The following is a 24,252-nucleotide window of genomic DNA, read 5'->3' as shown; positions in this document are numbered from 1 at the left end:
CGCCCCGTGTGTCAGCCCGCAAGCGAACCCTGCTGATCGGTTTCAACGCGCACCGATATGGCGTCATGGCGCCAATATTCGAGATCGCAATCGATGATGCGGCCGTGCTGGTCCTGATTGACGCGCGTGATTTTCAGGCCGTAGGCCCCTTCGCTGCAGCCGAGATGCTGGGCCGGATATCCGCGCAAGGCGACGGGGTTGATTTCAAAATAGGCCGGGCCGTAGGTGATCGCATAGCTGTCCTGATAAATCGTCGTCAGGGACCGGGTAAGATCATGCTGCAGGATGTCCGGGAAAATCTCAGCCGAAAGATAATGCTCAACGAAAAGCACCAGCCGGCCGTCGATCCTGCGCTTTCTGCGGATACGCCAGAACCGCGTGCCCGGCTCGCACCGCATTAGGGCGGCGAGCTCTTCCGGCAACGCGGCGGCTTCGGCCTCAACCAGTATCGTTTCGGCAGACCGTCCCTGCTCAGTGGCCATGCGGTGGAAGTGCGACCGGTGCAGCGGGCTGTAGACCAGGCGCGGCCCGGAAACAAACCAGCCGCGCCGGCTTTCCCGAAAGATCAGCCCGTCGATTTCAAGATGAAAGAGGGCCTCGCGCAACGTGATGCGCGTGGTGGAATATCGTGCAATCAATTGCCGCTCGGAGAGAAGGCGACCATCCTTCACCACATCGCCTGCGACAATGGCCTGCCGCAATTGCTGCTCCAGTCCACCTCGCCGGCCGCCGTCGATATCCACTCGGTCGCTGTTCGCTTCTTTGCCCAACATCATCGCCCTTCGTTCCGTGGCCGTCAAAAAATGGCGAGCGCCTTTTACATCTGCGCTGAAAACGTCATTGGCCTGTCATAGCCAACGGATAATGAGCATGCAACTGGTCTAGACCAAGGAGCAAAGCCCATGAGAAATTCGATACTCTCCCTTTCCCTTCTCACCGTTTTCACCCTTCCCCTTTCGGCTCAGGCACAGGACCTTCCAGCCCTCGAAGCCGCCGCCCGCAAGGAAGGCGCCATCTACAGCGTCGGCATGCCGGATGGCTGGGCGAACTGGAAGGACACCTGGACCCAACTGACCGAGAAATACGGCCTGAAACACGCCGATACGGACATGAGCAGCGGCGAGGAAATCGCAAAATTCGCCAATGAAGGCGCCAATGCGACGGCGGATATCGGCGATGTCGGCCTCGAATTCGGCCCGATCGCGGTGGCCCGCGGCGTTACCCAGCCTTACAAGACGACAACCTGGGACCAGGTGCCCGATTGGGCCAAGGACAAGGACGGTCATTGGGTCATCGGTTATACCGGCACGATCGCCTTCCTGATCTCCGCAGACGTCAAGAACCCGCCCGCATCCTGGGCCGATCTGCTCAAGGGCGACTACAAGGTTTCGCTCGCCAATGTCGGTTCGGGCGCGCAGGACAATGCCGCCGTGCTGGCGGCCGCCATCGCCATGGGCGGCGGCGAAGAAAACCTCCAGCCGGGCGTCGATCTCTTCGCCAGGCTGGCTGAAAAAGGCCGTCTGCTGGCCAATGGTGCAAATCCGGCTACCATGGAAAAGGGCGAAATCCAGGTCGCACCGATGTGGGACTTCAACGCCCTCAACTATCGCGACGTCGTCGGCCGCGAGAAGTTCAAGGTCGTCATTCCTTCGGACGGCTCGGTCACCAGCGGTTATGCGACCATCATCAACAAATTCGCCAAGCAGCCAAATGCCGCCAAGCTGGCGCGCGAATATATCCTGAGCGATGCCGGCCAGAATAATCTGGCGGTTGGTTACGCCCGTCCGATCCGCATCGACCGCATCACCCTGACGCCGCAGGCCAAGGAACGCCTGCTGCCATCGGAACAATATGCCAAGGCACGCCCGATCAATGCCGCCGTCTGGACCCAGGCCGCCGGCAAGCTGGTCAACCTCTGGCGCGCCAGCGTCGCCCCGAAGATGTAACCCGGCGCGAACCGCTTAAAAACCGAACGAATGTTCCGCGGGCATCGACCCCGCGGAACATGCTAAAAATACCCCGGTGCAACCCGACCGGCCGAAAGACGAGACGAAAGCGATGCAAAAGACGATCTTCATCCTGCTGGATGGCCTGCGATATGCGACGGCCCGTGACTGCCTCGGCTATATGGAGGGACTGGTCGCAGCCGGAAAGGCCGCATCCTACGCGGTGCGCAGCGAATTGCCGTCGATTTCCCGACCGCTTTACGAAACCCTGATGACGGGATTGCCGCCGGTCGCCCATGGCGTCACAAGCAATGGTGTGGTTCGCCGGTCCCGTTTTCCCAATGTTTTCTCGCTGGCAAGCGCTGCCGGGCGCTCCACCGCCGCATCCGCCTATCACTGGTATTTCGAGCTTTACAATCAGGCGCCGTTTTCTCCGGAATTCCGCCATATCGAGAATTTCGACGGCGGCATTCGCCACGGCTCGTTTTATTGGGCCGATCACTATCCGGATGACCATGTCTTTGCCGATGCGGATGGTCTGCTGCGCCGGCACAGCCCCGATTTCCTTCTTATCCACCCGATGAATATCGACAATGAAGGCCACAGGCACGGCGGCGGCACGCGGGAATATCGCAACGCCGCCCGCACTGCCGGAGACCTTTTGGCGCGTTATCTGCCGGCCTGGCAGGCGGCGGGGTACAGCATCATCGTCACCAGCGATCACGGCATGAGTGACGACGGCAACCACGGCGGACCGCATGAAACCGAGGCCTTGGTGCCCTTCTATACTTTCGGCGACGGCTTCACGCTCGATCCGGACGCAACGCTCTCGCAGACGGAGATTGCCGGGCTGATCTGCACGCTCCTCGCCATTCCCGACCACGGTCTGTCCGTGCCGCAGGGATTATTGACTGTATGAGCACGCAAAATCGCCAGATGCGGCTACTGACGGCACCCTTTCTGGTGGTGCTCGCCATTCTCGTCGTCTGGCCGCTTGCGAGTGTCGTCAGCGACAGTTTTATCGCCGGCGGCGCGCTGTCGCTCGCCAATTATCGCACCATTCTCACCGACGCCTTTTACCTGCAGTCCTTCGCGACTACGACGATCATTTCGCTCGCAAGCACGGCGGCGGGCCTCGTCCTCGGCTTTCTGGTGGCGGTGGCGTTGAGAGCAAGATCGGGCGGCACCCGCCGCACCGTCATGGCCTTTGCCAATATCGGCGCCAACTTCGCCGGCGTGCCGCTCGCCATGGCGCTCATCTTCCTCTTCGGGCTGAACGGCATGTTCACGCTTCTCCTGAAAGAATTGGGACTGATCAACGATTTCAACGTCTATTCCCTTACCGGGCTCATCATCGCCTATTGTTATTTCCAGGTGGCGCTGGCGACGCTCCTGATCACGCCGGCACTTACCGCCGTCGGTCAGGACATCGAAGAGGCGGCGGCGCTGATCGGCGTCGGAAAGCTGCGGTTCTGGCTGAAAATTGGCCTGCCGACCGTCGCGCGGCAGCTCGTGGCAATCGCCATTCTGCTCTTCGCCAACGCCATGGGCACCTTCGCGACGACCTTCGCGCTCACCGGCACCAGCATCAATGTCGTCACCATCCGCATCAGCGAACTGGTATCGGGCGATATCTTCTCAGACCCCAATCTCGCCAACGCGATTGCCATATGTCTGCTGCTCGCGCTCCTCGCCCCCATCACGGCAAGCCAGATACTGGCGGGAGAAAAGCGCCGATGACGCAGCGCCATTCAAAAGGATCGAGCCTGTTTCTGTGGGTCATGGCGCTGGTAATGATATCGCCGCTTCTGGCGACCATGATGAATGCGGTTGCGACCGACTGGTCCGGAACCCTGCTGCCGGCGGGTCTGACCGCCAGCAATTTCGTCACCATCCTGTCGGACCCACGATTCCATGCGGCCCTCCTGCGTTCCACCCTGGTTGCAGCTGCCGCCCTGACGATTGCGACGATCATCATCGTCCCCGCGGTCGTCTCCGCCCATATCTACTGGCCGGCGCTCGACCGCTGGTTCGCACGGCTGGTGATCTTGCCCTACGCAGCCCCCGGCATCATTCTCGTGGTCGGTTATCTCAGGATATTTTCCGCTCCGCCGCTGCAGATCGGCGGCTCACCGCTGGTGCTGGTGCTGACCTATGTGCCCCTTTGCTTTTCAATGTTTTATATCGCGGTGAAGAACGGTTTACGCAATCTCGACATCACCGAACTTCTGGATGCTGGCCGGCTGATTGGCGCGAGCGACCTTGCCATCCTGCGGCGCGTCGTCCTGCCCAGCATCCTGCCATCCATCGCGGTTGCGATCGTGCTCAATTTCGCGACGCTGTTCAGCGAATTCGTCTATGCCAAGATGCTGGTCGGCGGCAATTTCGAAACCCTGCAGATGTACATGTTCGCGCAGCGCAGCCTCAGCGGCCGCATAACCAGCGTCATCGTCATTCTCTATTTCCTGCTCATCCTTGCCTTTACCCTGATCGCCTTTCTGATGGTCCGGGACACGGAGCGTGCATCATGACCTATCTTGCGATCGACAATGTCAGCGCCACCTATGGCAATGCCACCGTTCTCGACAGCATCGAGCTTGCCATCGACAAGGGCGAGATGCATGTGCTGCTCGGACCATCCGGTTGCGGCAAGACGACCTTGCTGCGCTCCATCGCCGGTCTCGTCTCGCCCTCGTCCGGTTCCATCGCGCTTGATGGCCGGCGGATCGACACATTGGCGCCGAAGGATCGCGGCATCGGCATGGTGTTTCAGCATTATGCGCTGTTTCCGAACATGACGGTGCGGCAGAACCTCGCCTTTGGCCTGGAACAGCGCCGGCTGGCGAAAAGAACAATCGACGACAAGGTCTTCGCCGCACTGGAAACCGTTGCTCTCAGCGACCACGCCGACCGGCGGCCAAATCAATTGTCCGGCGGCCAGAAACAACGCGTGGCGCTCGCCCGCGCCCTGGTGCTGGAACCCAAGCTGCTTCTACTGGACGAACCGCTTTCGGCACTCGATGCGCAAATCCGCAAGCGTCTGCGCGACGAGCTGAAACGCATCCAGCGTGAAAGCGGTCTCACCAGCATCCTCGTCACCCATGATCAGGACGAGGCACTGTCACTCGGCGATCGCATATCGGTGATGAATGCAGGCCAGATCGCGCAGACCGCATCGCCGCAGGAGCTCTATTACCGGCCGGCCAATCTGTTCGTGGCCGGCTTCATCGGCGATGCCAACATCATTTCCGCCGATGACATGTCACGCATCACCGGCAGCCGCTTCGAGCGGACCGCTGTCATCCCGCCACATGCCCTGGCGATCAGAGGCACGGCGGAAGGAGCGACCGTATCTTTTACCGCGGAGGTGAAAGACATCAGTATTGTCGGCCCGACGGTGCGTTATCAGATGGATGCCTCAGGCGTTGCGCTGAAGGTCGAACATCCCAGCGCGCAGGATGCCCAATATGCGCCACCCGGCCAGCGGGTCACACTCACCGTTGCCGACCGTCAGGTTCATTACATCTGACCGGTAGAGGCCAGCCAACATCGGAATATCTTCGAAAATCATGAAAAACGATATGGCCTGAAATACACGCGCCGGTATAAATATCCTTATCCTGTTTGACGGAAACCATGGGGACATCGGATGAATTCAGGGCGTCGCGGCGTTCTCGCATTTCTAGGCGGTCTTGTGCTGACAAGGCCGTCTCTTGGCAGGGCGGCGGGCAAGCCGCCGGCATTTGCCGAGCCCCGCTCCGAGTACAAACCGCGCCATGTCCTTTGTTTTCTCGGTGCGGAAAATGGTCTTTCCGCACTTCAGCAGAGCGCTCGCGCCGCCGTCGACACCTTTGCCGCCGATTTCAGTCTCGACGAGGACTATTCGCAGGATGAGCCGGACGACCGGATGGAGCGGTCCTTCAATGTCTGCTGGGATCGTGTCGACCCGGAGGCTTACCAGGAGGCCGATGAGGACGCCGTCGCCCGGCACGGTTCGGTTCTTTATGTGCTTGGTCCGTCCATGGATGCGAACACCGCCGTGGCGACCTCCGCGAAAGCGCTGATGTTCGTGCAGCACATGCTCGATCACGGCGCAGTCGCGGTAAAGGGTGAAAGCGCCGGCGTTGCCCATGGCGCGCGGCGGTGGAAAGAACTCTTCGAGCAGTCGCGCCGTGAAGCGGCCTCCGATGATCTGATGGCGCTTGCGAGAACATGCCGTCTGGCTTTTGCGCGCCGTCCCATCGGCGGCGATGCGGACGGAATGGGGAGCGTCGGATTTCATCTGGTCGGATTGCCCGACGTGCGGGTGCACTTCACCCGAAAAGACGAGCAGCAGCCCTCAACCAATGCCGAGCAGCTGAAGATCGCCGCGCTGATTGACGAGATCGCCGATCAGATGACGCGCGACGGCGTTGAAGCCACCCTCAAGGGTCGTCTCACCGAACTGTCCGATGACACGCGATATGAGGAAGATGAGTATAAATTCAATCCGTTCGGTGTCGCCACCGTTCAAAACTACAAGCTTTGACGCAAGAGCGATCAGGCAACCCCGCGCGGCCAGCAACTGGAAAGTGAGCGGCGAAAACTTGCCATGTGTGGACCGCCTGCCTATGAAGGAATTGCCACCGCAAGGATAATTCATACCATAGAGAATGCTGCATGAGCCTGTTTGCGAAGACCACCCGCGCGGTCGCCGTCATCCTGACACTGGCCTTGCTTCCTTCCCATGTGGTGGCGCAGCAGGTGACCGTCGTGCCTCCCGGAAACCGTTCGGTCGAGCAGCCGGAAATACCTCGAACGTCGGCAATCAGGACGAAAGCGTTCTACACGACCTATGAGGAGAAATTCCGCAAGACGATCGATCTTCTGAACAGCGAACCTGCTCTTCTCGGCAAAATCAGGAAGGCTGCTACCGCCTACGGCATCGACCCTATCCACATCGTTGGCGCGATTGTCGGCGAACATACCTTTAATGTTTCGGCCGTGGATCGCTTGCAGACCTATTATATCAAGGCCATTTCCTATGCGGAACTCGATATAAAATTCAGCTATCAGGGCGTCTCCTTGAAGTCGTTTCTCGAACGGCCGGAGTTCCGCTCCTGCGAAACGCTCGCCACCACGTCCGAACAGTGGAGCTGCCGCGACACGGTCTGGGACGAAGATTTCCGGGGCAAGGTGGTCGAGGGGGTCAGTTACGAGGCAATATCGTTCCAGCGGGCCTTCTTCCAGCCTTTCTATGCCGGACAGACTTTTGGCCTGGGTCAGATCAGCCCTTTGACGGCCCTGCAGGTGACCGATCTGGTGAACAGGACCAGCGGCCTGCCGAGGCTTTCTGCGGAGAAACCGGCGGATATTTACCGCGACGTCATGGATCCGGATCGGAGCATCATCTACATCGCCGCCATTTTGCGGGACGCGATCGACGCCTATCGGGAAAAAGGCTTCGACATTTCCGGCAATCCGGGCATTACCGCCACCCTCTACAATGTCGGCCAGCCCCGGCGTCGCGCCGAACGCCTGCGCACCGCTGTGGATGCGGGTGCCAAAAACCGTCTGCCGGTCGAAAACTATTATGGATGGCTGATCAACGACCGCCTCGACATTTTGAAGAATATTCTCGATGGCAAGGCGATTGACCGACGGACGACCTCGGATATCGGCGAAAAAACCCGCTAACCACCTGGTTTTCCTTGATGATCGGCAATCGCACAGAGAGCGCTGTGCATGGCATCTTTGCGCCGGATATCACCTTATTTTTGCACGCAAAGATTGCCATTCCTGCCGGCGCACGGCTAAAGCAGGCAAAAACACTTTTCCATCCACTGAAAACCTGCTAGTTCCGGCTGCACAAGAATTGACTGATAGTGGGATAATTCCGCGATATGCCTGACGAAGGCGACAGTAGCGACGATAGTCGACACCGAACGAGGCTGGCTTGCGTAAAGCGAAGCCAGCCTCGTCCTTTCTTGTTTTCCTCAACGAAACGGGTTTCAACCTCGGATGTTCAGTCCGGGGCTTTGCGCGTTCGCGCCCGTTCCCATAAAGGCCCCTGACCATGGAATTCCTCGCAGATCCGAACATCTGGATCGGCCTCGTTACCCTTATCGTCCTCGAAGTTGTCCTCGGCATCGACAACCTCGTTTTCATCGCGATCCTCGCCGACAAGCTGCCTCCGCACCAGCGCCACAGGGCGCGGCTCATCGGCCTGTCCTTGGCGCTCATCATGCGCGTCCTGCTGCTGTTTTCGATTTCCTGGATCGTCACGTTGACAAGGCCGCTCTTCACCATCGCGGAATTCTCCTTCTCCGGACGCGATCTCATCCTCATTCTCGGTGGCGCTTTCCTTCTCGCCAAGGGAACGATGGAACTGCACGAACGGCTGGAGGGTGACCACAAACCCAAGCAGGGCAAGGTGGTCCATGCGGTCTTCTGGCAGGTAATCGTGCAGATCGTCGTGCTCGATGCGGTCTTCTCGCTGGACAGCGTCATCACCGCCGTCGGCATGAAATCCCCGCCGGAACTTGTAGCATAAGAACGAAATCAATCACTTCGGTGGGCTACACTGTAGCCGAATACCGAGCGCAGGGGCAAGACAGCAACCGTCCGAACACCCGGACGAACTTCCCGCAGCCTGCAATGGGAGCCTGACATTTCACATGGAAAACTCAATCTTCGGCTATCTCGGCATCGGGGCGGTCATTCTGCTGGTCGGAGCCAACGGTTTCTTCGTCGCCGCCGAGTTCGCTCTTGTTTCCGTCCGACGGAGCCGTGTCGCCGAGCTGGTCCAGGCACGAAGGGCCAATTCGAAGGCCCTCCAAAAGGCGGTCGACAATCTCGACGCAAACCTCGCCGCGACGCAGCTGGGCATCACCATCTCCTCGCTCGCGCTCGGCTGGGTCGGCGAACCTGCCCTTGCCCACCTGATCGAGCCGTTGTTGAGTTGGTTGCCGAAAGGCTGGGCGACGGCGGGTTCTCACACCATCGCCGTCGTTATCGCCTTCGTCATCATCACGACGCTCCACATCGTCCTTGGAGAACTGGCACCGAAGTCACTCGCGCTGCAGAGGAGCGAAGGCACGTCGCTGGCCGTCGTCCGTCCGCTTGGCGCGTTCCTCTTCTTCTTCAAGCCCGCGATCTACGTCCTGAACGGCCTCGGCAACCTCATCCTCAAAGCCGTCGGCCTGAAGCCGGGTGCCGGCGAAGGCACCTTCCACTCCGCGCACGAGCTCAAGATGCTGGTCGCCGAAAGCCATGAAGCCGGTCTCCTTCACGAAGCCCAGCAACAACTGGTCGAGCGGGTTTTCAACATCGGAGACAAGCGGATTTCGGGAATCATGACGCCGAGGATCGACGTCGAATGGATCGACGCTGAGGATTCGGCCGAGGAAATACTTGCAACGGTCCGCAAGTGCCCGCACGAGCAGCTTCTTGTCGGACGGGGTTCGATCGACGAACCCATCGGGATGGTCCTAAAAAAAGACCTACTCGACCAAATGCTCGACGGACGGAGGTTCGATCCGCTTGCCGTAATTAGAGACCCCGTCATCGTTCATGAAGGAACTTCAGTCTTTCAGGTGCTGGAACGGTTCAAGACCGGGCCGGTGCGGCTGGCCATCGTGATCGACGAATACGGCACGCTCGAGGGCATCGTCACGCAGACCGACGTGCTGAAGGAGATCGCGGGGAACCTAGCTGGAGACATCGGCGAAACTCCCGATATCGTTCTTCGTCCCGACGGATCGCTCCTTGTCAGTGGAACAACCGAGGTCTCCGAAGCCTTCTCGAAATTCGGATGGGAAGAGAAACCACTTCGAAACGCCTATAGAACGGTTGCTGGCTTTGCGCTTGAGATTTTCGAGCACATTCCCCAGGAGGGCGAGGTCTTCGAACACAACGGTTGGCGGTTCGAGATCGTTGACATGGACGGGATGCGGATCGACAAGATTCTCGCGTCGCGACTCCCAACGTGATTGCGCTCCGTAGGTTTGTCGCTATTTCACTTAGTCGGGTCGAAATGCGCCGATAGGTTTGCCCTTTGCCTAAAAATGGGTTTTTTACCGAACATCTGCGGAGCCTGCGGATAGGTAAGGCAATAAACGATCTAAACCGCGCCGGCTTTGCCGGAGGCTCCAACTTCTCGACTGGTTCAACCACCGACGACTTCTGGAGCCCATCGGAAACATACCGCCAGCCGAGGCTGAAGAACGCTACTACGCCATGCTGGACGAACCAGCTATGGCCGCATAACTTAAACCAAACGGCCTCCGGCAAACCCGGCGCGGTTCAAAATCAATATCGGAAATGCCGTGAGTAGTTGGCAAATCGAATGTCCGGTTCCAAACGGTTTGAGCGATAGCGCCTGCGACCAACCAACAATCCGGTAAGGCTACGTTATCCCACCCATCGATGATTGGGCGAAGCAATGGACTAGCGAGAACAGCGGATCGAATTCCTTCGTACTGGTCCATCCTTGTGGTTTCCTTTCTTGTCACGAAACTCCCGATTAAAGCGACGCTTGTTTTCCTGACATCTGCGACGGCACAGAATAAGGAGTTCCACGGCGACCGAAATGGCCGGTGTTGGCGCTTCTGGTCCGTGGCGGCTATCGGCCCAAAGCGGCCATCGTGACGACTGTGGGTAGTCAGTCTCCATAGCTTCCAAGATACGGCTTGCAGCCTCAGTTTAGGCCCTTGTTCCTAGCCCGTCTCAAATTCATCAAGGTGATCACCTTTTAGTAATCTTCGGCCCGATATAGCAAACTTTTATCCCAGAACTGTAATCTGATACTGGCCATTGGAAATGAACGCGGAACTGAGGAGTTTGTATTTTGCCGTGCCAGAAACACGCGATTTTTTCTTTTGTTATCGGGTCGGCGAACGACATTTCCGACTGGAAGTCTGCTTTATTTCTGTCTGATTCATCGGTAAACCATGCATTATTTCCAACAAAATACTTCTGCACCAACTGTACCCCGATCGGTGACAGGTTGCCTTGAGCATCCATCTCCGTCTTCACTGAATTAAGAGCCGACAACAGGTCGCAAACATTTCTGGCGAGGGAGAAAGAAAAGGGCGATCGTCGCAATTCGTCAACGATGTACTCAGCGATACAGAGATTTGGAAATCGTTGGATTGATTGCTCAATGACCGCCGCCCAATTGTCCGGTTCTGGCTCAGCCTGCGTCAAGGCCTGCGCGAGTAGATCGACGTCCCAAAAGTTTTCCAGTTCGATCTCCGCGATAATATTCTCATCCCAGCCCTGAATGACTGTAAGAGGAGAGAAATCAAACTGACGTACGAGGCCGGGAGAAAAGCTGTAGGCAACAGCGCGCATGCCAGCTTTCTCTCTTCGGGCCGCTTCGCCAAGCCCCTGATCAGTAACATCAGTGTTATCGTACTGAAAAAGGTCGTCCTCTTCCTCGGTTCGCACATCGTCGGTGAATGGTCCTCTGTTTGCCAACCACAGCAAAAACGAGTTCTTTTCGTCACGCGGGAGGCGCGAGATTGTTTGTGCGATAGGCTCGCCTGCCACACCGTTTACGGCTGGAAGCGCTCGTGAACAATAAAGTTCTCGGGCCAGAATGGCGTGCTGAGCTCGGGCACGCATAAGCGTCCTAAAAGCTTCCACAACACCCTCAGATGTCGAGAATTGCCCGTCAAGCGATAGCTCATTAACAAATGCTTGCACGTTAGTTCCAGCCGCTCAAGGTGGCCAAATCCTGTTCACTTTGATCAAAGAACCCTTTCGGCCAACTTTCGATCATCCCGTTTTTGTCGACCTTTATTAGAGACACGCTAGTCGAGCTAGCGTCAGAATCGGGGTTGCCAAAAAAATACACGCTCAGATCGCTTGCGCTTATCTCACCGCTCTTTACCGCCACTCGCATCCCCGCAAGAACATGATCGCTGTGTGTCTCAACAATAATTCGGACCCCAGCGTTTGCAAAACGAGCGAGCAACTTGCCGAAAAGCGATTGAGCACGCGGATGTAGATGAGCCTCGGGGCTGTCAATCACAATCAATTGGCCGGGTTTGGCACAGAGCAATGCAACTAGAATAGGTAGGGAGTATGTGAGGCCGAAACCAACGTTGGATGGGCGTAGCCAGACATTAGAACTACCCACCGCAAATGATAAAGCTGTGAGTGAAGTAGGGACTAACGTTTCAGCAGTCACTGCCGCGCCGGGGAACAAGTAGTCAAGCCATGCGGTTACCTGCGACCTAATCGTTATGCCTTTTTCATTGGAGTTTCGGCGAGCCGGTTCGGATATTTCGTCAGCCATCCGAGCAAGCCACCACGGTGCATATTCCCCACTCGTACCCACGTTGCCTTGAATTAACTTCGTATCTTCAGGCGGTGAAAAGGCCGCATCTTCAATTTTGCGAACAGCACTGATGTAAATGACGTCTTGAATTTCTTCCATCAGTTCCCGCGCCCGCCCCGCTGCTGGCAAAACTCTAGGCTGACGTTCGAGGCTGAGTTTGCCACCATGCTGACGCACCATCAGGTTTCTTACATCGAGAAATCGCCTATCTAATTTAGTGCTTTGGCCTAATGTCCAACGAGCCTCTCCCCCTCCTTGATTGGCGATACCAATTTCAACCAGCTCTTTTGAATTCGCTTTTAGAAGGTCAACAAATGAGCCGATCCGAAGCAAGTCTCCATTTAGTGCGATAGTGTTCAGATTGCTCTGGGCTCGCAAAGCTTGCGAAATAAGCAAAAGCCCTTGTATCGAAGTGGACTTACCTGAAGAGTTGTAGCCGGTCAGGGCAGTCAAGGCGGTGAGTTGAAATCTGAAATCCGAAAAGCACTTAAAATTTCGCAAGGATAATTCTGTAATCATGGTAGATATACCTCGAGGGCCTCCTCCGCCAATCGAAATCTTCCCTGAACTTGAAATTTGCTATTAGTTGAATACGTTATATAGTTGGAAAATTCTTCATTATTCAGAAGCTCGATTATCACATCTTTGATATAGCGCTGCTGGCTCTCGAATTGCTCTTCATCGACCCGGGCAAGAACAACGGACATCACATCAAAAAGTGCTATGTTTAGAACACTGCGGTTAGCCGATGCACTGTAAATAAGCGATTTACGAAAAGCATGTTTCTGAAACAGTTTCTCATTTCGATTCATTGACCTGGTAAAGTCGATCCGAAGTTGTTCGAGCGCGGCTTCATCCAATTTATTCATCAGGCGAAGGACGTTTGCCAAAAATTCATCCATGTCGCCAGTGTATTTGGAATGCCCTATAAGTGAGAAAGCGCAAAAGCGGTTAATCGCTTCTCGATCCCTCATTGTCGTAGCGGAAAGTGAGCCTCCGGTTACGCGCATGAAAGGATTTTTTCTCGAGCGGTTAGCTATCCATTGGGTTGCCTGACCATTATACAGCGCGTTCCGCATTTGTTGCCTTGTTAGGGGGACCCCGCTGTTTACCCGCTCAAATATGTCCAAGCGAGCCGCTTCGGGAGCGTTCTTGTCAAGGATGTAAAGCGTGAGCTGCGTATCTTCGATGCGCTCTCGCAGATTGATAGGCAAGTCGTCGTATCGCAGTCCCTCAAGAGGATGTTCTTCACCTAACCCTTTAAGAGCCAATTTATTGGCGATAAATGCGCGGAACGTTGATAACCGCTGCAAGCCATCAACGACTGTTACCCTCCCGTCTTCCCCTTCTGCTACGTAGAAGACCGGGAGCGGGATGCGCATTACGCAACTCTCTATCAGCTTTGATTGCTTGTCAGGCGGCCATACAAAATCACGCTGAAAGTCAGGGTCCATGACGTATCGACCATTTTCGATACGCCTTATGATTTCAGCAACGGTACGAGTTTCACTTCGTACCATCACATCATCGAGCGGGTAGTCGAGCCGTTGACGATCAGACGAACCGTTGTCTAAGCCCTCAAGTTCTTCTTCATCAATCGCCATTTTTGCCTTGGCCATTCAGCCCCTAAGTGACTACTTTCGCGGAGTCTTCTCGCTCAAGTTCGCAATTGCGAGTCCCTACATACAGGCGTAGCGCAATGCTGTCATTAGGGTGGCGGGCATCGCGTCAAACAAAGTCCCAGTCACCTCAAAGCGCTGAGCTGAATTGATGGTGTGATAAGCCAGTTATTGCGGCACCGCTTGGCAACGTCCGCTTGTGGCGCAAAGACGCCGCCCACCCATGTCGGCCATTCGCCCTATGCAGACTTCCAAAAAAGTGTGAGACAAGGCCGGCGGACGATAATCGCCTTAATCCAACGCAGGGAAACCCGATGGAGTCACATAGTCAACCGATACACATAGCGTTCTCACGATCAGAAGCAAAAATTTTACACCAAGCCTTGAATGAAGTTTGCAATGGTCTTTCCCTGCCAGAGTTCGAAACTCGAATGGGAGCGAATCGCGATGAAGTCGAAAATCTGCTTACCAGGTTGACCGAAGTCCTTGATGCCCCATGACCGCAATGGGCGCTAAGCGGCAGACGCTTCTTGGCCCATTACGGACATAGCGCCGATCCACTACGCTTGTATCACAATGAAGAATTTGATTGGCTACGATATGCTGCTGGTAAAGCTATGGCAGCAAAAGGCGCGGCCTTGGCGCGCCAAAGCAAGAGAGGGCGAAATCTATCGCGAGAAGATGGTAGACGATCCCAGGAGTGGAAACAGAAGCGGATATTGAACCGTCAATCGCCGCAAGGGATATCGAACAAAAGCAATCCAGGTTCGCCATGGGGAAGCTGCGCCACGACCTGGCCTTCAGGGTTCAGGACAGCAGTTGGCCCCCAGGCAACGCGCCCGTTACGCTCACCTGTCACATCTGCGGACACGAGCCACAGACCCGTCTCTCGGCATCGGTCACCTCGCGCGGAGTTGTGCAAACCCTTGAAAGCTTCCGCTTTTTGCCTCGGCATCATGTTGTTCGCGGGGCAGAAAATCACACTTGCTCCAAGATCAGGAACCTTTCGTGCAGCCTCAGGAAAGTTCGTGTCGTAGCAGATGTTGATTCCAAACCGCAGGCCATCAACCTCGAAAACAGGGGTAGCATTTCCGGCGTCGAACGCATGTTCTCCTCCGAGGAGATGCGCTTTCCGATAACGGCCTACGACGACACCGCGCTCCAGCACCAGAGCGGCATTGAACAGTCGCGCGTGTTCCATCTCGATCATTCCCATGACAATCATCGGCCCGGTTTTCGGAAATCTGTTCAATATCGCCCCAAAATCGGGTGAGGAAAGGTCCAGTGCAATGCGTCGCGCTGAAACCTCATCGGTCAGATACCCTTGGAGAAACCCTTCTGGGAAGCAAAGCAAACGAGCGCCCTCGACTTCGGCACGCTTGGCGAGATCAACCGCACATGTCACAGCGGTATCGATATCTTCCCGATATTCGAACGTCTGGGCGGCTGCGACACGTACAGTCTTCATGAGGCCTTCCTTTGCGATTTATACTGGCGACCCAACAACGATCTAGCCAAAGAGGACATACTACAACCGATTTCGACTCGACTCCTCCACAGCGCTTTGGTTCGAAATACAACCGGCGTCTGGCCTGATCGTAGCAAGCCGTTCAAGCAACACTTCTGCTGCGCCCGGAAGTCCCCTGCGTTGTTGTCAAGCTATGGTGGCCTGCCTGTCCAATTTCGTGGATTGCGCGGAAATCGCGCCGATGGTTATCGCCCGTATTGATGTGCCGGAAAGCCGCCATTATTGGATGTTCATTCCTTCGTCGGAGAGGGAGACGTTATGTTCATTCGACGATTCGCATTCCTTTTTTTTCTTGCGATTTTCATTGGGGGTACAGCCCGCGCCCAGACATGGGAGGACATCGATCAGAGGACCGCCGGCTGGTCCACGGAGCGGCTCGAGGCGGCACGTCTGCAGTCGGAATCTCTCAAATCTACCGCAGTAATGATCATCCAGGATGGACGGGTGATCGCTCGTTGGGGTGACACCTCTCGCAAAGTGAATATGGCATCCGTTCGCAAGAGCCTGCTCAGCGCTCTTTACGGCATTGCGGTTGCCGAGGGGCGGATCAAACTTTCAGCCCATCTTTCCGGACTTGGCATTGATGACAATACTCCCAGCCTTTCGGCTGAGGAGAAAACCGCGACGGTTCGTGATCTGCTCATGTCGCGGTCGGGTATCTATCATCCAGCCGCTCACGAGACCGCCGACATAAAGCGCAAGCGGCCGGCGCGCGGAAGTCACCCGCCCGGGTCGTTCTGGTTCTATAACAATTGGGACTTTAACGTTCTGGGGACTATCTATCGACACCAGACTGGCGAGGACATCTTCGCGGGATTCGAGAAGCGGATTGCTCGACCGATCGGAATGGAGGATTTCTCGATCAAGGATGGCCGATACGATCTCGAAAAGCTGTCCGAGCATCCCGCCTATCCAATCCAGCTCAGCGCCCGCGATGCAGCCCGGTTTGGCCAGCTTTTCCTTAATGACGGAAAGTGGGGCATCAAGCAGATCATCCCAGCGGTGTGGGTCAGGGAATCGACGACTGCCTATTCGTGGGCAAAGCGGATACGGCAGGGTTACGGCTACATGTGGTGGACGCTTCCAGAAGATACTTGGGGTCAGAACGCGTTCTACGCCTCCGGGTACGGCGGGCAGATTATCGCTGTCATGCCGTCAAAGCGTCTAGTGGTGGTGCAGACTGTAGATTTACAACAGAACCCGAAGGGGGTTCGCACCAGCGCGTTCATTGAACTCCTAAAAGAGATCGCTTCCGCTTCACCGTGAAGAGTATGGTACTGCACAGCAAATATAGCTCGATTGATGCCGCCGGCTTCGTGATGTTTCTGGCTCAGAAGCAGATTGTCCGAACACCACTCCGCCTCCGCTATCTCCAGACCAGGTCGCTATGACCGCGAAGAGCCAGGGAATCATGACGATCACACTTATAGCGGCCAGCGAGGCAAAGAAATCTGAACTACGGGATATGCTTTCTGGTTATCTGGTAGAGTTAAGTCAGTACGGGGATGTCGACCTCGAATACCCTTACTTTGACTGTTACTGGACCGACGACGACCGTTGGCCCTACCTAATTGTCAAAGACGGAGATACCGTTGGGTTCGCTCTGGTGAACACTTGGTCGCCCTCGGGAAAAGGCACCGACTTTGCAATCGCCGAGTTTTATGTGCTGCCCTTGTTCCGGAGTGCCGGAATCGGGCGACAGGCATTCTCCTGCCTCCTCGATGGCCGCTCCGGTATCTGGGAGCTTAGCGTCATGTCGAACAACGAACCCGGCAACGCATTTTGGGAGCGAATGTTGGCTGCCTCGGACATTTCGGAGATCGAGAGGGTCGATTTGGGAAGCGAATTGGTGTTCCGCTTCTCTTCCAAAACATAGCTGTTTGTCTGGTTTGGACCAAAGGCCGATTCGACGGATTACGCCAACAGTCGCCTTGGAAGGATAGCGCCAAAAGCGGTCGTTGCGTTAAACCGGGTCTCTGCTTACCATGAGCGATAGTTCGAGCATCGAGAGGGGTCCGACAATTACCGGTATCAGATTAGCCGCCTTTGATGTCGATGGCACACTGCTGCGCGGCGAAAACATCTGCGGATGTATCGCTCGGAATATCGGTCGCTCAAACGAGATGGACGCGTTCGAACTGCTGCGATCTCGCGAGGAGATTATCGCTGGTCGCGATACAATGCTTCAATGGTATCTGCCTTTCGGTAAGTCGAATCTGACCAGGCATCTGATGGAGCTGCGGCTCGCGCCCGGCGTGAAAGACGGATTTGCCCGTCTGAAGAAGGCTGGGATCAAAACAGCTCTCGTTTCCATAACTTGGGCATTCGCGGTCGATTGGCTCGCTGCCGAACTGGAGGCGGATTACGCTGTTGGTACCGGATGGCAGGGCGACGACACGGTCCAGCATTTTTGGCCTGAGGACAAAGCGAGCTATCTCGAGGCTCTTTTATCTGAACTGAACCTCGGCCCGAATGCGCTCGCGGCCACAGGTGATTCTTGGGGCGATATCCCCCTCAACCTGGCGTCCAAAAGCTATTTCGTCGGGTACGATCTGCCGCCTGGGCTAAGCCACGCTGAGCATTGGCCCGACGCGAATATCGACAGGGTCGTCTCAAGCATCCTCGCATGAGGTGCTCTGATGACCGCTTAGAGCCCGACTGCCGTCGTGACGCGAAAGCGCCATCAGCGGTCATTGATGTGTCATATGCCTGCATTAATTGCGGCCTGGAAACCGGGAGACGAAAGGATGGCACACGTTATTTTTCTTCATGGCGCGTCGAGCAGCGGCAAGTCAACCATTGCGAGGGCATTGCAGAAACGCATCGAGAAACCTTTCTGGCACGTATCGATCGATCATCTGCGCGACGCTGGCGTGCTTCCGACCGAACGCTTCAAGAGTGGTGATTTTCGCTGGACTGACGCTCGCATGGCCTTTTTCCACGGGTTCCATGGATCGCTGCGGGCATATGCCGATGCGGGTAACCATCTGATCCTTGAACACATTCTCGATACCGAGGGATGGCTGGAAGAACTCGTTGATCTTTTGGCGGAGCACGATGTCTTCTTCGCCGCCGTACATTGTCCGCTCGAAATTCTGGTCAAGCGTGAAGCCGCGAGAGGTAACAGACCGGTGGGTAGCGCCAAGAAGGATTTTGAGACGATTCATTTTGGCAAGCGGTATGACATTGAACTACAGTCCGAGGACGGCGCTGATGCAAATGTCGAGAGGCTGCTCGTCGCCTGGAGAAAAAGCGATCGCTCGTCAAATTTCGCGAGCCCCGAAGTCCCCTTAGGCCGGCTGCCGTTGTGACGTAGATGCGCCCAAAGGAGACATGAACTGCTTTGAGGTTGGAGGCTGGTGCGGCGCTATCCCGCCAAACACTGAAGCATTTCGGATGCTACATCGTCGCGGGCCATAATGGACGTACGTCGGAGTTGTCTAGCGGGGTATAGACTGGCTCAGCTCCTTCCTCGACCAACGGGCTGAACGCTCCAGGTTTCCGAGCATAAAGGTCTACCCACAAATCCACGGTGGCCTGCTCCACGTTCACCATGCAGTTGACCAATTCCGCCCCCGCTTCTGTACGGCGATACATGGACTGGATGTTGTTTGGCCAGTGGACCGCGAACCCGCACATGAGATCACGGTCATCTACCAGCACTTCCATTAGCCCCTTATAGTGAGGGTCATAGGGTATCGCCTGACCCTTTTTCGCCCCCCACACTGCGCGCGCATCAAATTCAAGCTGGAAGAAGGCGGCGATGAACGCTTTCGCTTTCGTTATTAGCGTATCCAATTCATCGTAGGTTAGTTTAAATGCTTTCCCGCCACTTATCCCGCTTCGAGATCGAAAATCGTCTGCCGTGAGGATGAAATCTGAATGCTGGACTGCGTTCCTTAAACGGCTGTTGTAGAACTCGTCGTAAAGTTCACCGACCGATAGCCCGCACTCTTTAGACAGCGACTTTATCACTTCGATCTTTCGCCCTGTCCGGATTCCGTTCTTGGCAAAGTTCTTCTTCTCTCTTTCCGTGAGAAGATCGAAATACGGATTGGGGCTGTAGCCCTTTCCTAGACGGAAGCGCAGCAGATTGGTGATCACTTCGTATGGTGCGTCCATTTCGACAATGTGGCTGTATATGAGCAAGCCAAGTCGCCACGAGGTCCAGCCGTCAGGGAAACGATCCTCGGGAAGCTCCAGCTTCATCAGCCGGTTGATATCATTAAGTATCTTACGGCTTTCTGCGTAAGGGTCCCATCCCTTGTCTTCCATGCCAATGACGCGGAGCAAAGATGCAAAATAGCGGATGATGTCGTTGCTGACCGGATCGTCTGGCAGGAACACCGGCTCCAGGACTTTTATGAACCGATCCCTATGACCTTGAAACACTGCCTCTGGATCGTAATCGGTCATGAAATCTACTTTACTTTGTTTGGAGTGGACGCCGCGTTCGGCCCATTAATAGGTCCTCTTCCGGGCAAACTCAAAGTTTGTCTCAACGACCAAAGGAAGGCACACATACCAGCCGGTTGTCCTGATCGCTATGTAACGGCTTTTGGAATCCTCCCGCCACCAGCTCAATGCCCGACATGGGCGCGCGTAGCGGCCTAGCGGCTATCGGTCCCCGATGTCGGCTTAGGGCAGCAAGCGGACCGTAGCTGTGTCAGCCGCATCAGGCGTATGTTTCGCTTGAAAGGAAGGCTTCGACCCGCTGGATAACTTGCCAAGGCAGAGCGGACCAGGTCACCCGTGCACGATCGTTCAAGACGCGGCGTCATCTGCTGTGTCACAACAATTTTGCGGCTGCCGTAATTTCGCTTCTTCGCGGTCGAACAATGAGGAATCACTGATGAAATCAATCAATCTCGCTGAGAAACTCAACCAGTTTTCGAGCCACTGGGACCCTCACGTCATCGCGGACTACAACGAAAATGACGTGATGGTTGTCCGGTTTATTGGTGAATATCCTTTCCACAAGCATGACACGACTGATGACTTCTTCTACGTCCTCAAGGGTGAAATGGAAATGGATATTGAAGGAGAGCCGCCTCGCACCGTCAAAGCTGGCGAATTGTTTATCGTTCCTAAAGGTGTTGTGCATCGTCCTCGGGCCAGAAATGAAGTCAAAGTGCTCCTGATCGAACCGAAAGGCGAACCAAATTCGGGTGACTCAGATCGTGAACCAGGTCCCAAGCCGCGCATCTAACAGGTCTGCTTTGAGCCAAGAGGAGACATTGACAGAGGGGCTTGCCACCGTATCCTCACCAGCAGTTGCAACGGGACGACTGCCATGTCTGAGGTGACAGAACACACGATAGATCGGGGCGATGGCGCTCAAGTCCAGCTATTCCAGGCGCGTGGGTCAGATCGACAGAGCGGAGCAATTTTGTTCGTTCACGGCAATCAAGGAGGACTTCTTTTAGGTGGGCAAGAGGCGGTCGATGATGGATCGCTTGTCAGGTTTTCCTCTCGCCTCGGTATAACAGCGGCCGCCGTATCGCAACCTGGCTTCGGTGCATCGGACGGACCAGCGGATTTCTGCGGACCGTCGACACAGAAAGCGATTGTCGCGGCGTTGGATTTCCTGAAGCGGCAGCCATCGGTCGATCCAGAGCGTATCGTCCTGTATGGAAATAGTCGCGGGGCTGTCGCCTCCGCTATGGCAGCGACGAAGGTGCACGATCTTAAAGCGATCATCCTGACTGGGGGCGTCTACGACTTGAGAGAAGCGTTCAAGAACAGTTCGCGAGGCGTGCAACAAGCCATCCAGATCGAAGCAGGCCTCTCAGACGAGGCGTTTCTGGATCGCTCTGCGCTCTATCATGCTCATAGCATCCGATCAGAAACCCTACTTCTCCACGGCAAATATGATGATCGTGCATCGGTCGATCAGGCTCAGCGATTCTCCGAGGCTCTTGAGCGTGCAGGGGTCCCTGTACGGTTTCATGCGCTTGACGGCGGCCATCGCCTTCCCCGCGAGCAGGTCACTCCCATCCTCCGCGAATTCCTTACGCGCGTGTTCGCCACGGTGGCAACTGTTCATTGATTGTAGTCCCCAATAGGCTGGCAGCGGAAGATCGACCGCTTCCGGAAAATGCGCCAGCACGAGTCGTCGCAAGGTCGACTGCGGCAACCCCGTCTGCGGCCGTAACGGTAGTCGAGCACGTTGGGCCAACGCGTCGAAGCAGGCACCACCGTTGTGCAGAAAGCAGGCTTTGGTGATAATCCCAAACCGACAAGATTGGGTAGGAGAATGTCTCAGATATCCGGCGAAGCAGTCCTGTCCTGTGGCCACCAGTTGTCAGTTGCTCCAACCAATCTGAAACCGGTCAAATCGGACTTCACTAATGGGATGTCCCGACGGGTCGAGTCTGATCGAGCGAAGCACGAGGTTCAGGTTGGCAGAGTAATATTGTTCAAAGATTATCGGAGACAGTCCTTGCAGCTCCACGCGGCTTTTCACCACCCAAACCGGATAAGAGCAGAATCCAATTGTTTCCTCGGCCCATTTTTCGAAGGTGATGGTGGTCGTGCCCGCAACCTTTTTCTGACCATTTACGAACAGAGTTGTACCGGATCGCCAATTTCCCTTTAATGGCAAATCGTCGAGCGTCGTCGCGTCCGAGTAGGTCACTTCTTGCAAGCCCTTCGCGCTGATCCGTTTGGTGACGAGCAAGGGGTGCAGATATTCCGCCGATATTGGCTCTAGTGAAGCGTGCCGTGCCATCAGGCGCTGCTCGGTTAACCCTGACTGCGTCGGTTTGTAGAAGACGGAGAAGAACGGTTGCTCTCTGGTGAGGAGCACGCCCTGTTTGGTTTCCTTTGGGGTCAAGCAATGTCCAAACGCTGGAACAGCCGAAACTATACCAGCCAACAGAAATAAACTTCTCAGCATAGCCGACCTCCCTAACCTGCATCGCATACCGCTACCATAACGCGCAAAAATCGTCATTCGAGCTTTTTTTGTGATCCCCTCACGGCTTCGGTCCAATGTCGACGCATGATGAGATAGGCCGGCTGGAGCCATGTGGCGACGAGACGGTGGCGTGGCGGAGATTTGGTTATGGACACCGCCATACTGCATGCACGCTGTCCTTGGAACAAAGGCATTCTAGCCAGCCAAAAACAAAGCGGCCTGTGCACCGAACAAACGAAGAGCTCGATCGTGCCGTAGCTCCCATTCGTGCGAAGGAGCGGCGGCGGCATCTATTGCCGAGCCGCAAAAACCGCTTCGGGCCAAGAGGCCTCTGCCGCTCAGCGCCGAATCCGGATATCGTTCGCAATCGCCAAAACGCTGGCGATCAGCGCGGCAGATAGTTCATCACACAAGGCAGTATCGTGATTTACGATTGACGGTTTACAAAGGTCTGTCATTGCGGCTAAATCGACGCATGAGCACGCGACCCAACATGACCGTCAATAATAACGACCCCTCCGGGGTCGTGGATGGTGTGTGCGCGATTTAGCGTAGCTCATTGATCACCACAGCCCTGCCGGTTTCGGAAGGGCTGTAGGTTTGGCTTCTCCGTATCGGTTTTTCCTGGAGAAAGTCATGTCTCATCCCTTCCTTTCGTACGATCGCCCGATTTCGGAATTGCCCCTTAGCATCGGGCAGAGTGTCAAGCTGCATGGATTCGTCGACACCATTCGCGATCAAAAACACATGCGTTTCATCATCCTGCGTGATGGAACAGGCAAGGTTCAGCTTACTCAGAACAAGGACAATAAAGCTCTCGCCTCAGCACTCGATACTCTGACACCCGAAAGTGCACTCATGGCCACCGGCACGGTCGTTGCTGCCCCGGCAGTAAAACTCGGTGGCCTGGAAGTCATACTCGACGGCGCTGAGGTGTGCGGGCTGGCCGACAGCCTTATACCCATAGCGCGCGATTCCGGCCTCGAAAAATGGCTGGACCACCGGCAGGTAAGTTTGCGCTATCCGGAGCAACAACTGGTCTTTGCTGTACAGACGACCTTGGAAGAGGCGATGCGAGAGTTCTGGAAGCAGTACGGTTTCCGTGAGATTCACTCGCCCAAGCTGATGGGGACTGCAAGCGAGTCGGGAGCTGAAGTTTTCTCCGTCAAATACTTCGACACCACGGCCTTCCTCGCGCAGTCGCCGCAATTCTACAAGCAACTGGCTATCGCCGGCGGCATGGAGAAGGTATTTGAGATCGGCCCGGTCTTCCGTGCTGAGCCCTCCTTCACTTCGCGGCACGAAACCGAGTTCACCTCCATCGACATGGAGATCAGCTGGATTAAAGACCACCATGAACTGATGGACTTTGAACAACGCTGGCTCGCCCATTCCATCAGGGTGGTCGCGGAGATTCATGGCCCTGAGATCGAGGCTCATTTCGGCGTGAAGGTAATTCCACCTACATTACCGTTTCCACAGGTGACTTTTGCCGAAGCCCGCGAAATCCTCAGCCAGCTCGGTCACGTGCTGACGCGACAGGACGACCTTGATGCTGAAGGTGAGCGAATCCTCTGCGAACATATTGGCGCACAAACGGGGCATGAGTTCTTGTTTATAACTCACTACCCGGCGAGCGGCCGGGCCTTCTATCATATGCGCCATGAGGGTTGCCCTGACATTACGAAGGGTTTCGATCTCCTCTGGCGTGGCCTCGAAATCACGACCGGTGCGCAACGGGAACATCGCCACGACCGCCTTGTTGCGCAGGCAGAGCAACGCGGATTGAAGCTGGACTGTGATTAGGCATGGAATAAGGACCCCGCACATGGGGTGATCGGCGTCCAAACGGGACCCCCATTTGCAATGGGGTTACAACAGCCTCCGGTTTCATCGGAGGCTTTTTGTTCGGATGC

General features: G+C 55.9%; 24 protein-coding genes. 16 read left to right on the top strand and 8 right to left on the bottom strand.

The features are described from left to right. Positions 1–11: 11 nt before the first annotated feature. Positions 12–776, bottom strand: coding sequence for a UTRA domain-containing protein (locus OK142_RS21645; RefSeq protein ID WP_246231422.1), 765 nt, complete (start codon positions 774–776; stop codon positions 12–14). A gap of 126 nt (positions 777–902) precedes the next feature. Here OK142_RS21645 and OK142_RS21640 point away from each other — a divergent pair, with 126 nt between their 5' ends. The 9 genes from OK142_RS21640 (at position 903) to OK142_RS21600 (ending at position 9,916) form a co-directional block, all read left to right on the top strand. Then, the gene (locus OK142_RS21640; RefSeq protein WP_498685099.1) at positions 903–1,946 is read left to right on the top strand and encodes an ABC transporter substrate-binding protein; all 1,044 of its coding nucleotides are present in this window, start codon (positions 903–905) and stop codon (positions 1,944–1,946) included. 112 nt (positions 1,947–2,058) lie between these two features. Beyond that, a complete protein-coding gene (locus tag OK142_RS21635; RefSeq protein ID WP_498685098.1) occupies positions 2,059–2,865 on the top strand; it encodes an alkaline phosphatase family protein in 807 nt (268 codons plus the stop codon). Next, entirely contained in the window at positions 2,862–3,686 is an 825-nt protein-coding gene (locus OK142_RS21630; protein ID WP_498685096.1) for an ABC transporter permease, read from the top strand. Before OK142_RS21635 ends, OK142_RS21630 begins: the two co-directional genes overlap by 4 nt. Continuing rightward, complete coding sequence (locus tag OK142_RS21625) at positions 3,683–4,477, top strand: ABC transporter permease (protein WP_216331929.1); 795 nt, start codon at positions 3,683–3,685, stop codon at positions 4,475–4,477. Before OK142_RS21630 ends, OK142_RS21625 begins: the two co-directional genes overlap by 4 nt. Beyond that, entirely contained in the window at positions 4,474–5,475 is a 1,002-nt protein-coding gene (locus OK142_RS21620; protein WP_498685095.1) for an ABC transporter ATP-binding protein, read from the top strand. The genes OK142_RS21625 and OK142_RS21620 overlap by 4 nt, the downstream gene beginning before the upstream one ends. A gap of 120 nt (positions 5,476–5,595) precedes the next feature. Further along, positions 5,596–6,474 carry a hypothetical protein gene (locus OK142_RS21615; RefSeq protein ID WP_216331927.1) on the top strand — a complete coding sequence of 293 codons (879 nt, stop codon included), beginning with the start codon at positions 5,596–5,598 and terminating at the stop codon, positions 6,472–6,474. 131 nt (positions 6,475–6,605) lie between these two features. Beyond that, positions 6,606–7,622, top strand: coding sequence for a DUF1402 family protein (locus tag OK142_RS21610; RefSeq protein WP_498685094.1), 1,017 nt, complete (start codon positions 6,606–6,608; stop codon positions 7,620–7,622). 379 nt (positions 7,623–8,001) lie between these two features. Next, positions 8,002–8,478, top strand: coding sequence for a TerC family protein (locus tag OK142_RS21605; RefSeq protein WP_498685092.1), 477 nt, complete (start codon positions 8,002–8,004; stop codon positions 8,476–8,478). A 124-nt stretch (positions 8,479–8,602) separates the two neighbouring features. Further along, positions 8,603–9,916, top strand: a complete 1,314-nt coding sequence (locus OK142_RS21600) for a hemolysin family protein (protein WP_498685091.1) — start codon at positions 8,603–8,605, stop codon at positions 9,914–9,916. A gap of 240 nt (positions 9,917–10,156) precedes the next feature. On the opposite strand, the gene OK142_RS21595 is transcribed toward OK142_RS21600, so the two are convergent. From OK142_RS21595 to OK142_RS21575, 5 genes are all read right to left on the bottom strand, one after another. Further along, on the bottom strand, positions 10,157–10,414 hold the full coding sequence (locus tag OK142_RS21595; RefSeq protein WP_498685090.1) for a nucleotidyltransferase family protein: 258 nt from the start codon (positions 10,412–10,414) through the stop codon (positions 10,157–10,159). A 256-nt stretch (positions 10,415–10,670) separates the two neighbouring features. Beyond that, on the bottom strand, positions 10,671–11,633 hold the full coding sequence (locus tag OK142_RS21590; RefSeq protein ID WP_498685089.1) for a hypothetical protein: 963 nt from the start codon (positions 11,631–11,633) through the stop codon (positions 10,671–10,673). Position 11,634: 1 nt separating this feature from the next. Beyond that, positions 11,635–12,789 carry an AAA family ATPase gene (locus OK142_RS21585; RefSeq protein ID WP_498685088.1) on the bottom strand — a complete coding sequence of 385 codons (1,155 nt, stop codon included), beginning with the start codon at positions 12,787–12,789 and terminating at the stop codon, positions 11,635–11,637. Next, positions 12,786–13,889 carry a DUF262 domain-containing protein gene (locus tag OK142_RS21580; protein WP_230059024.1) on the bottom strand — a complete coding sequence of 368 codons (1,104 nt, stop codon included), beginning with the start codon at positions 13,887–13,889 and terminating at the stop codon, positions 12,786–12,788. The genes OK142_RS21585 and OK142_RS21580 overlap by 4 nt, the downstream gene beginning before the upstream one ends. A gap of 727 nt (positions 13,890–14,616) precedes the next feature. Beyond that, positions 14,617–15,357 carry a carbon-nitrogen hydrolase family protein gene (locus tag OK142_RS21575; RefSeq protein ID WP_498685087.1) on the bottom strand — a complete coding sequence of 247 codons (741 nt, stop codon included), beginning with the start codon at positions 15,355–15,357 and terminating at the stop codon, positions 14,617–14,619. A 318-nt stretch (positions 15,358–15,675) separates the two neighbouring features. Between OK142_RS21575 and OK142_RS21570 the strand changes: the two genes are divergently transcribed. The 4 genes from OK142_RS21570 (at position 15,676) to OK142_RS21555 (ending at position 18,728) form a co-directional block, all read left to right on the top strand. Then, complete coding sequence (locus OK142_RS21570; RefSeq protein WP_498685085.1) at positions 15,676–16,683, top strand: serine hydrolase domain-containing protein; 1,008 nt, start codon at positions 15,676–15,678, stop codon at positions 16,681–16,683. A gap of 145 nt (positions 16,684–16,828) precedes the next feature. Continuing rightward, a complete protein-coding gene (locus OK142_RS21565; protein WP_498685083.1) occupies positions 16,829–17,293 on the top strand; it encodes a GNAT family N-acetyltransferase in 465 nt (154 codons plus the stop codon). A gap of 109 nt (positions 17,294–17,402) precedes the next feature. Then, entirely contained in the window at positions 17,403–18,047 is a 645-nt protein-coding gene (locus OK142_RS21560) for an HAD family hydrolase (protein ID WP_498685080.1), read from the top strand. Positions 18,048–18,164: 117 nt separating this feature from the next. Beyond that, positions 18,165–18,728 (top strand): chloramphenicol phosphotransferase CPT family protein, encoded by a 564-nt coding sequence (locus OK142_RS21555; RefSeq protein WP_111785342.1) that lies wholly within the window; start codon positions 18,165–18,167, stop codon positions 18,726–18,728. Between the two features lie 88 nt (positions 18,729–18,816). Here the strand turns inward: OK142_RS21555 and OK142_RS21550 are convergent, their stop codons facing one another. Beyond that, positions 18,817–19,833 carry a hypothetical protein gene (locus OK142_RS21550; RefSeq protein ID WP_498685078.1) on the bottom strand — a complete coding sequence of 339 codons (1,017 nt, stop codon included), beginning with the start codon at positions 19,831–19,833 and terminating at the stop codon, positions 18,817–18,819. A 436-nt stretch (positions 19,834–20,269) separates the two neighbouring features. On the opposite strand from OK142_RS21550, the gene OK142_RS21545 reads away from it, so the two are divergent. Both OK142_RS21545 and OK142_RS21540 read left to right on the top strand, forming a co-directional pair. Next, positions 20,270–20,626, top strand: coding sequence for a cupin domain-containing protein (locus tag OK142_RS21545; protein WP_111799694.1), 357 nt, complete (start codon positions 20,270–20,272; stop codon positions 20,624–20,626). 84 nt (positions 20,627–20,710) lie between these two features. Next, entirely contained in the window at positions 20,711–21,466 is a 756-nt protein-coding gene (locus OK142_RS21540; RefSeq protein ID WP_498685077.1) for an alpha/beta hydrolase family protein, read from the top strand. 255 nt (positions 21,467–21,721) lie between these two features. Here the strand turns inward: OK142_RS21540 and OK142_RS21535 are convergent, their stop codons facing one another. After that, positions 21,722–22,315: a hypothetical protein gene (locus tag OK142_RS21535; RefSeq protein WP_498685075.1), complete on the bottom strand. Its 594-nt coding sequence runs from the start codon at positions 22,313–22,315 to the stop codon at positions 21,722–21,724. 657 nt (positions 22,316–22,972) lie between these two features. Between OK142_RS21535 and aspS the strand changes: the two genes are divergently transcribed. Next, complete coding sequence (gene aspS, locus OK142_RS21530) at positions 22,973–24,142, top strand: aspartate--tRNA(Asn) ligase (protein ID WP_498685072.1); 1,170 nt, start codon at positions 22,973–22,975, stop codon at positions 24,140–24,142. The last annotated feature ends 110 nt before the right edge of the window (positions 24,143–24,252 follow it).

Source organism: Agrobacterium sp. BT-220-3 (assembly GCF_025910175.1).
GTDB lineage: Bacteria > Pseudomonadota > Alphaproteobacteria > Rhizobiales > Rhizobiaceae > Agrobacterium > Agrobacterium oryzihabitans.
The sequence above is the reverse complement of the archived record's forward strand: the minus strand, read 5'-3'. Positions and strand labels throughout refer to the sequence as shown.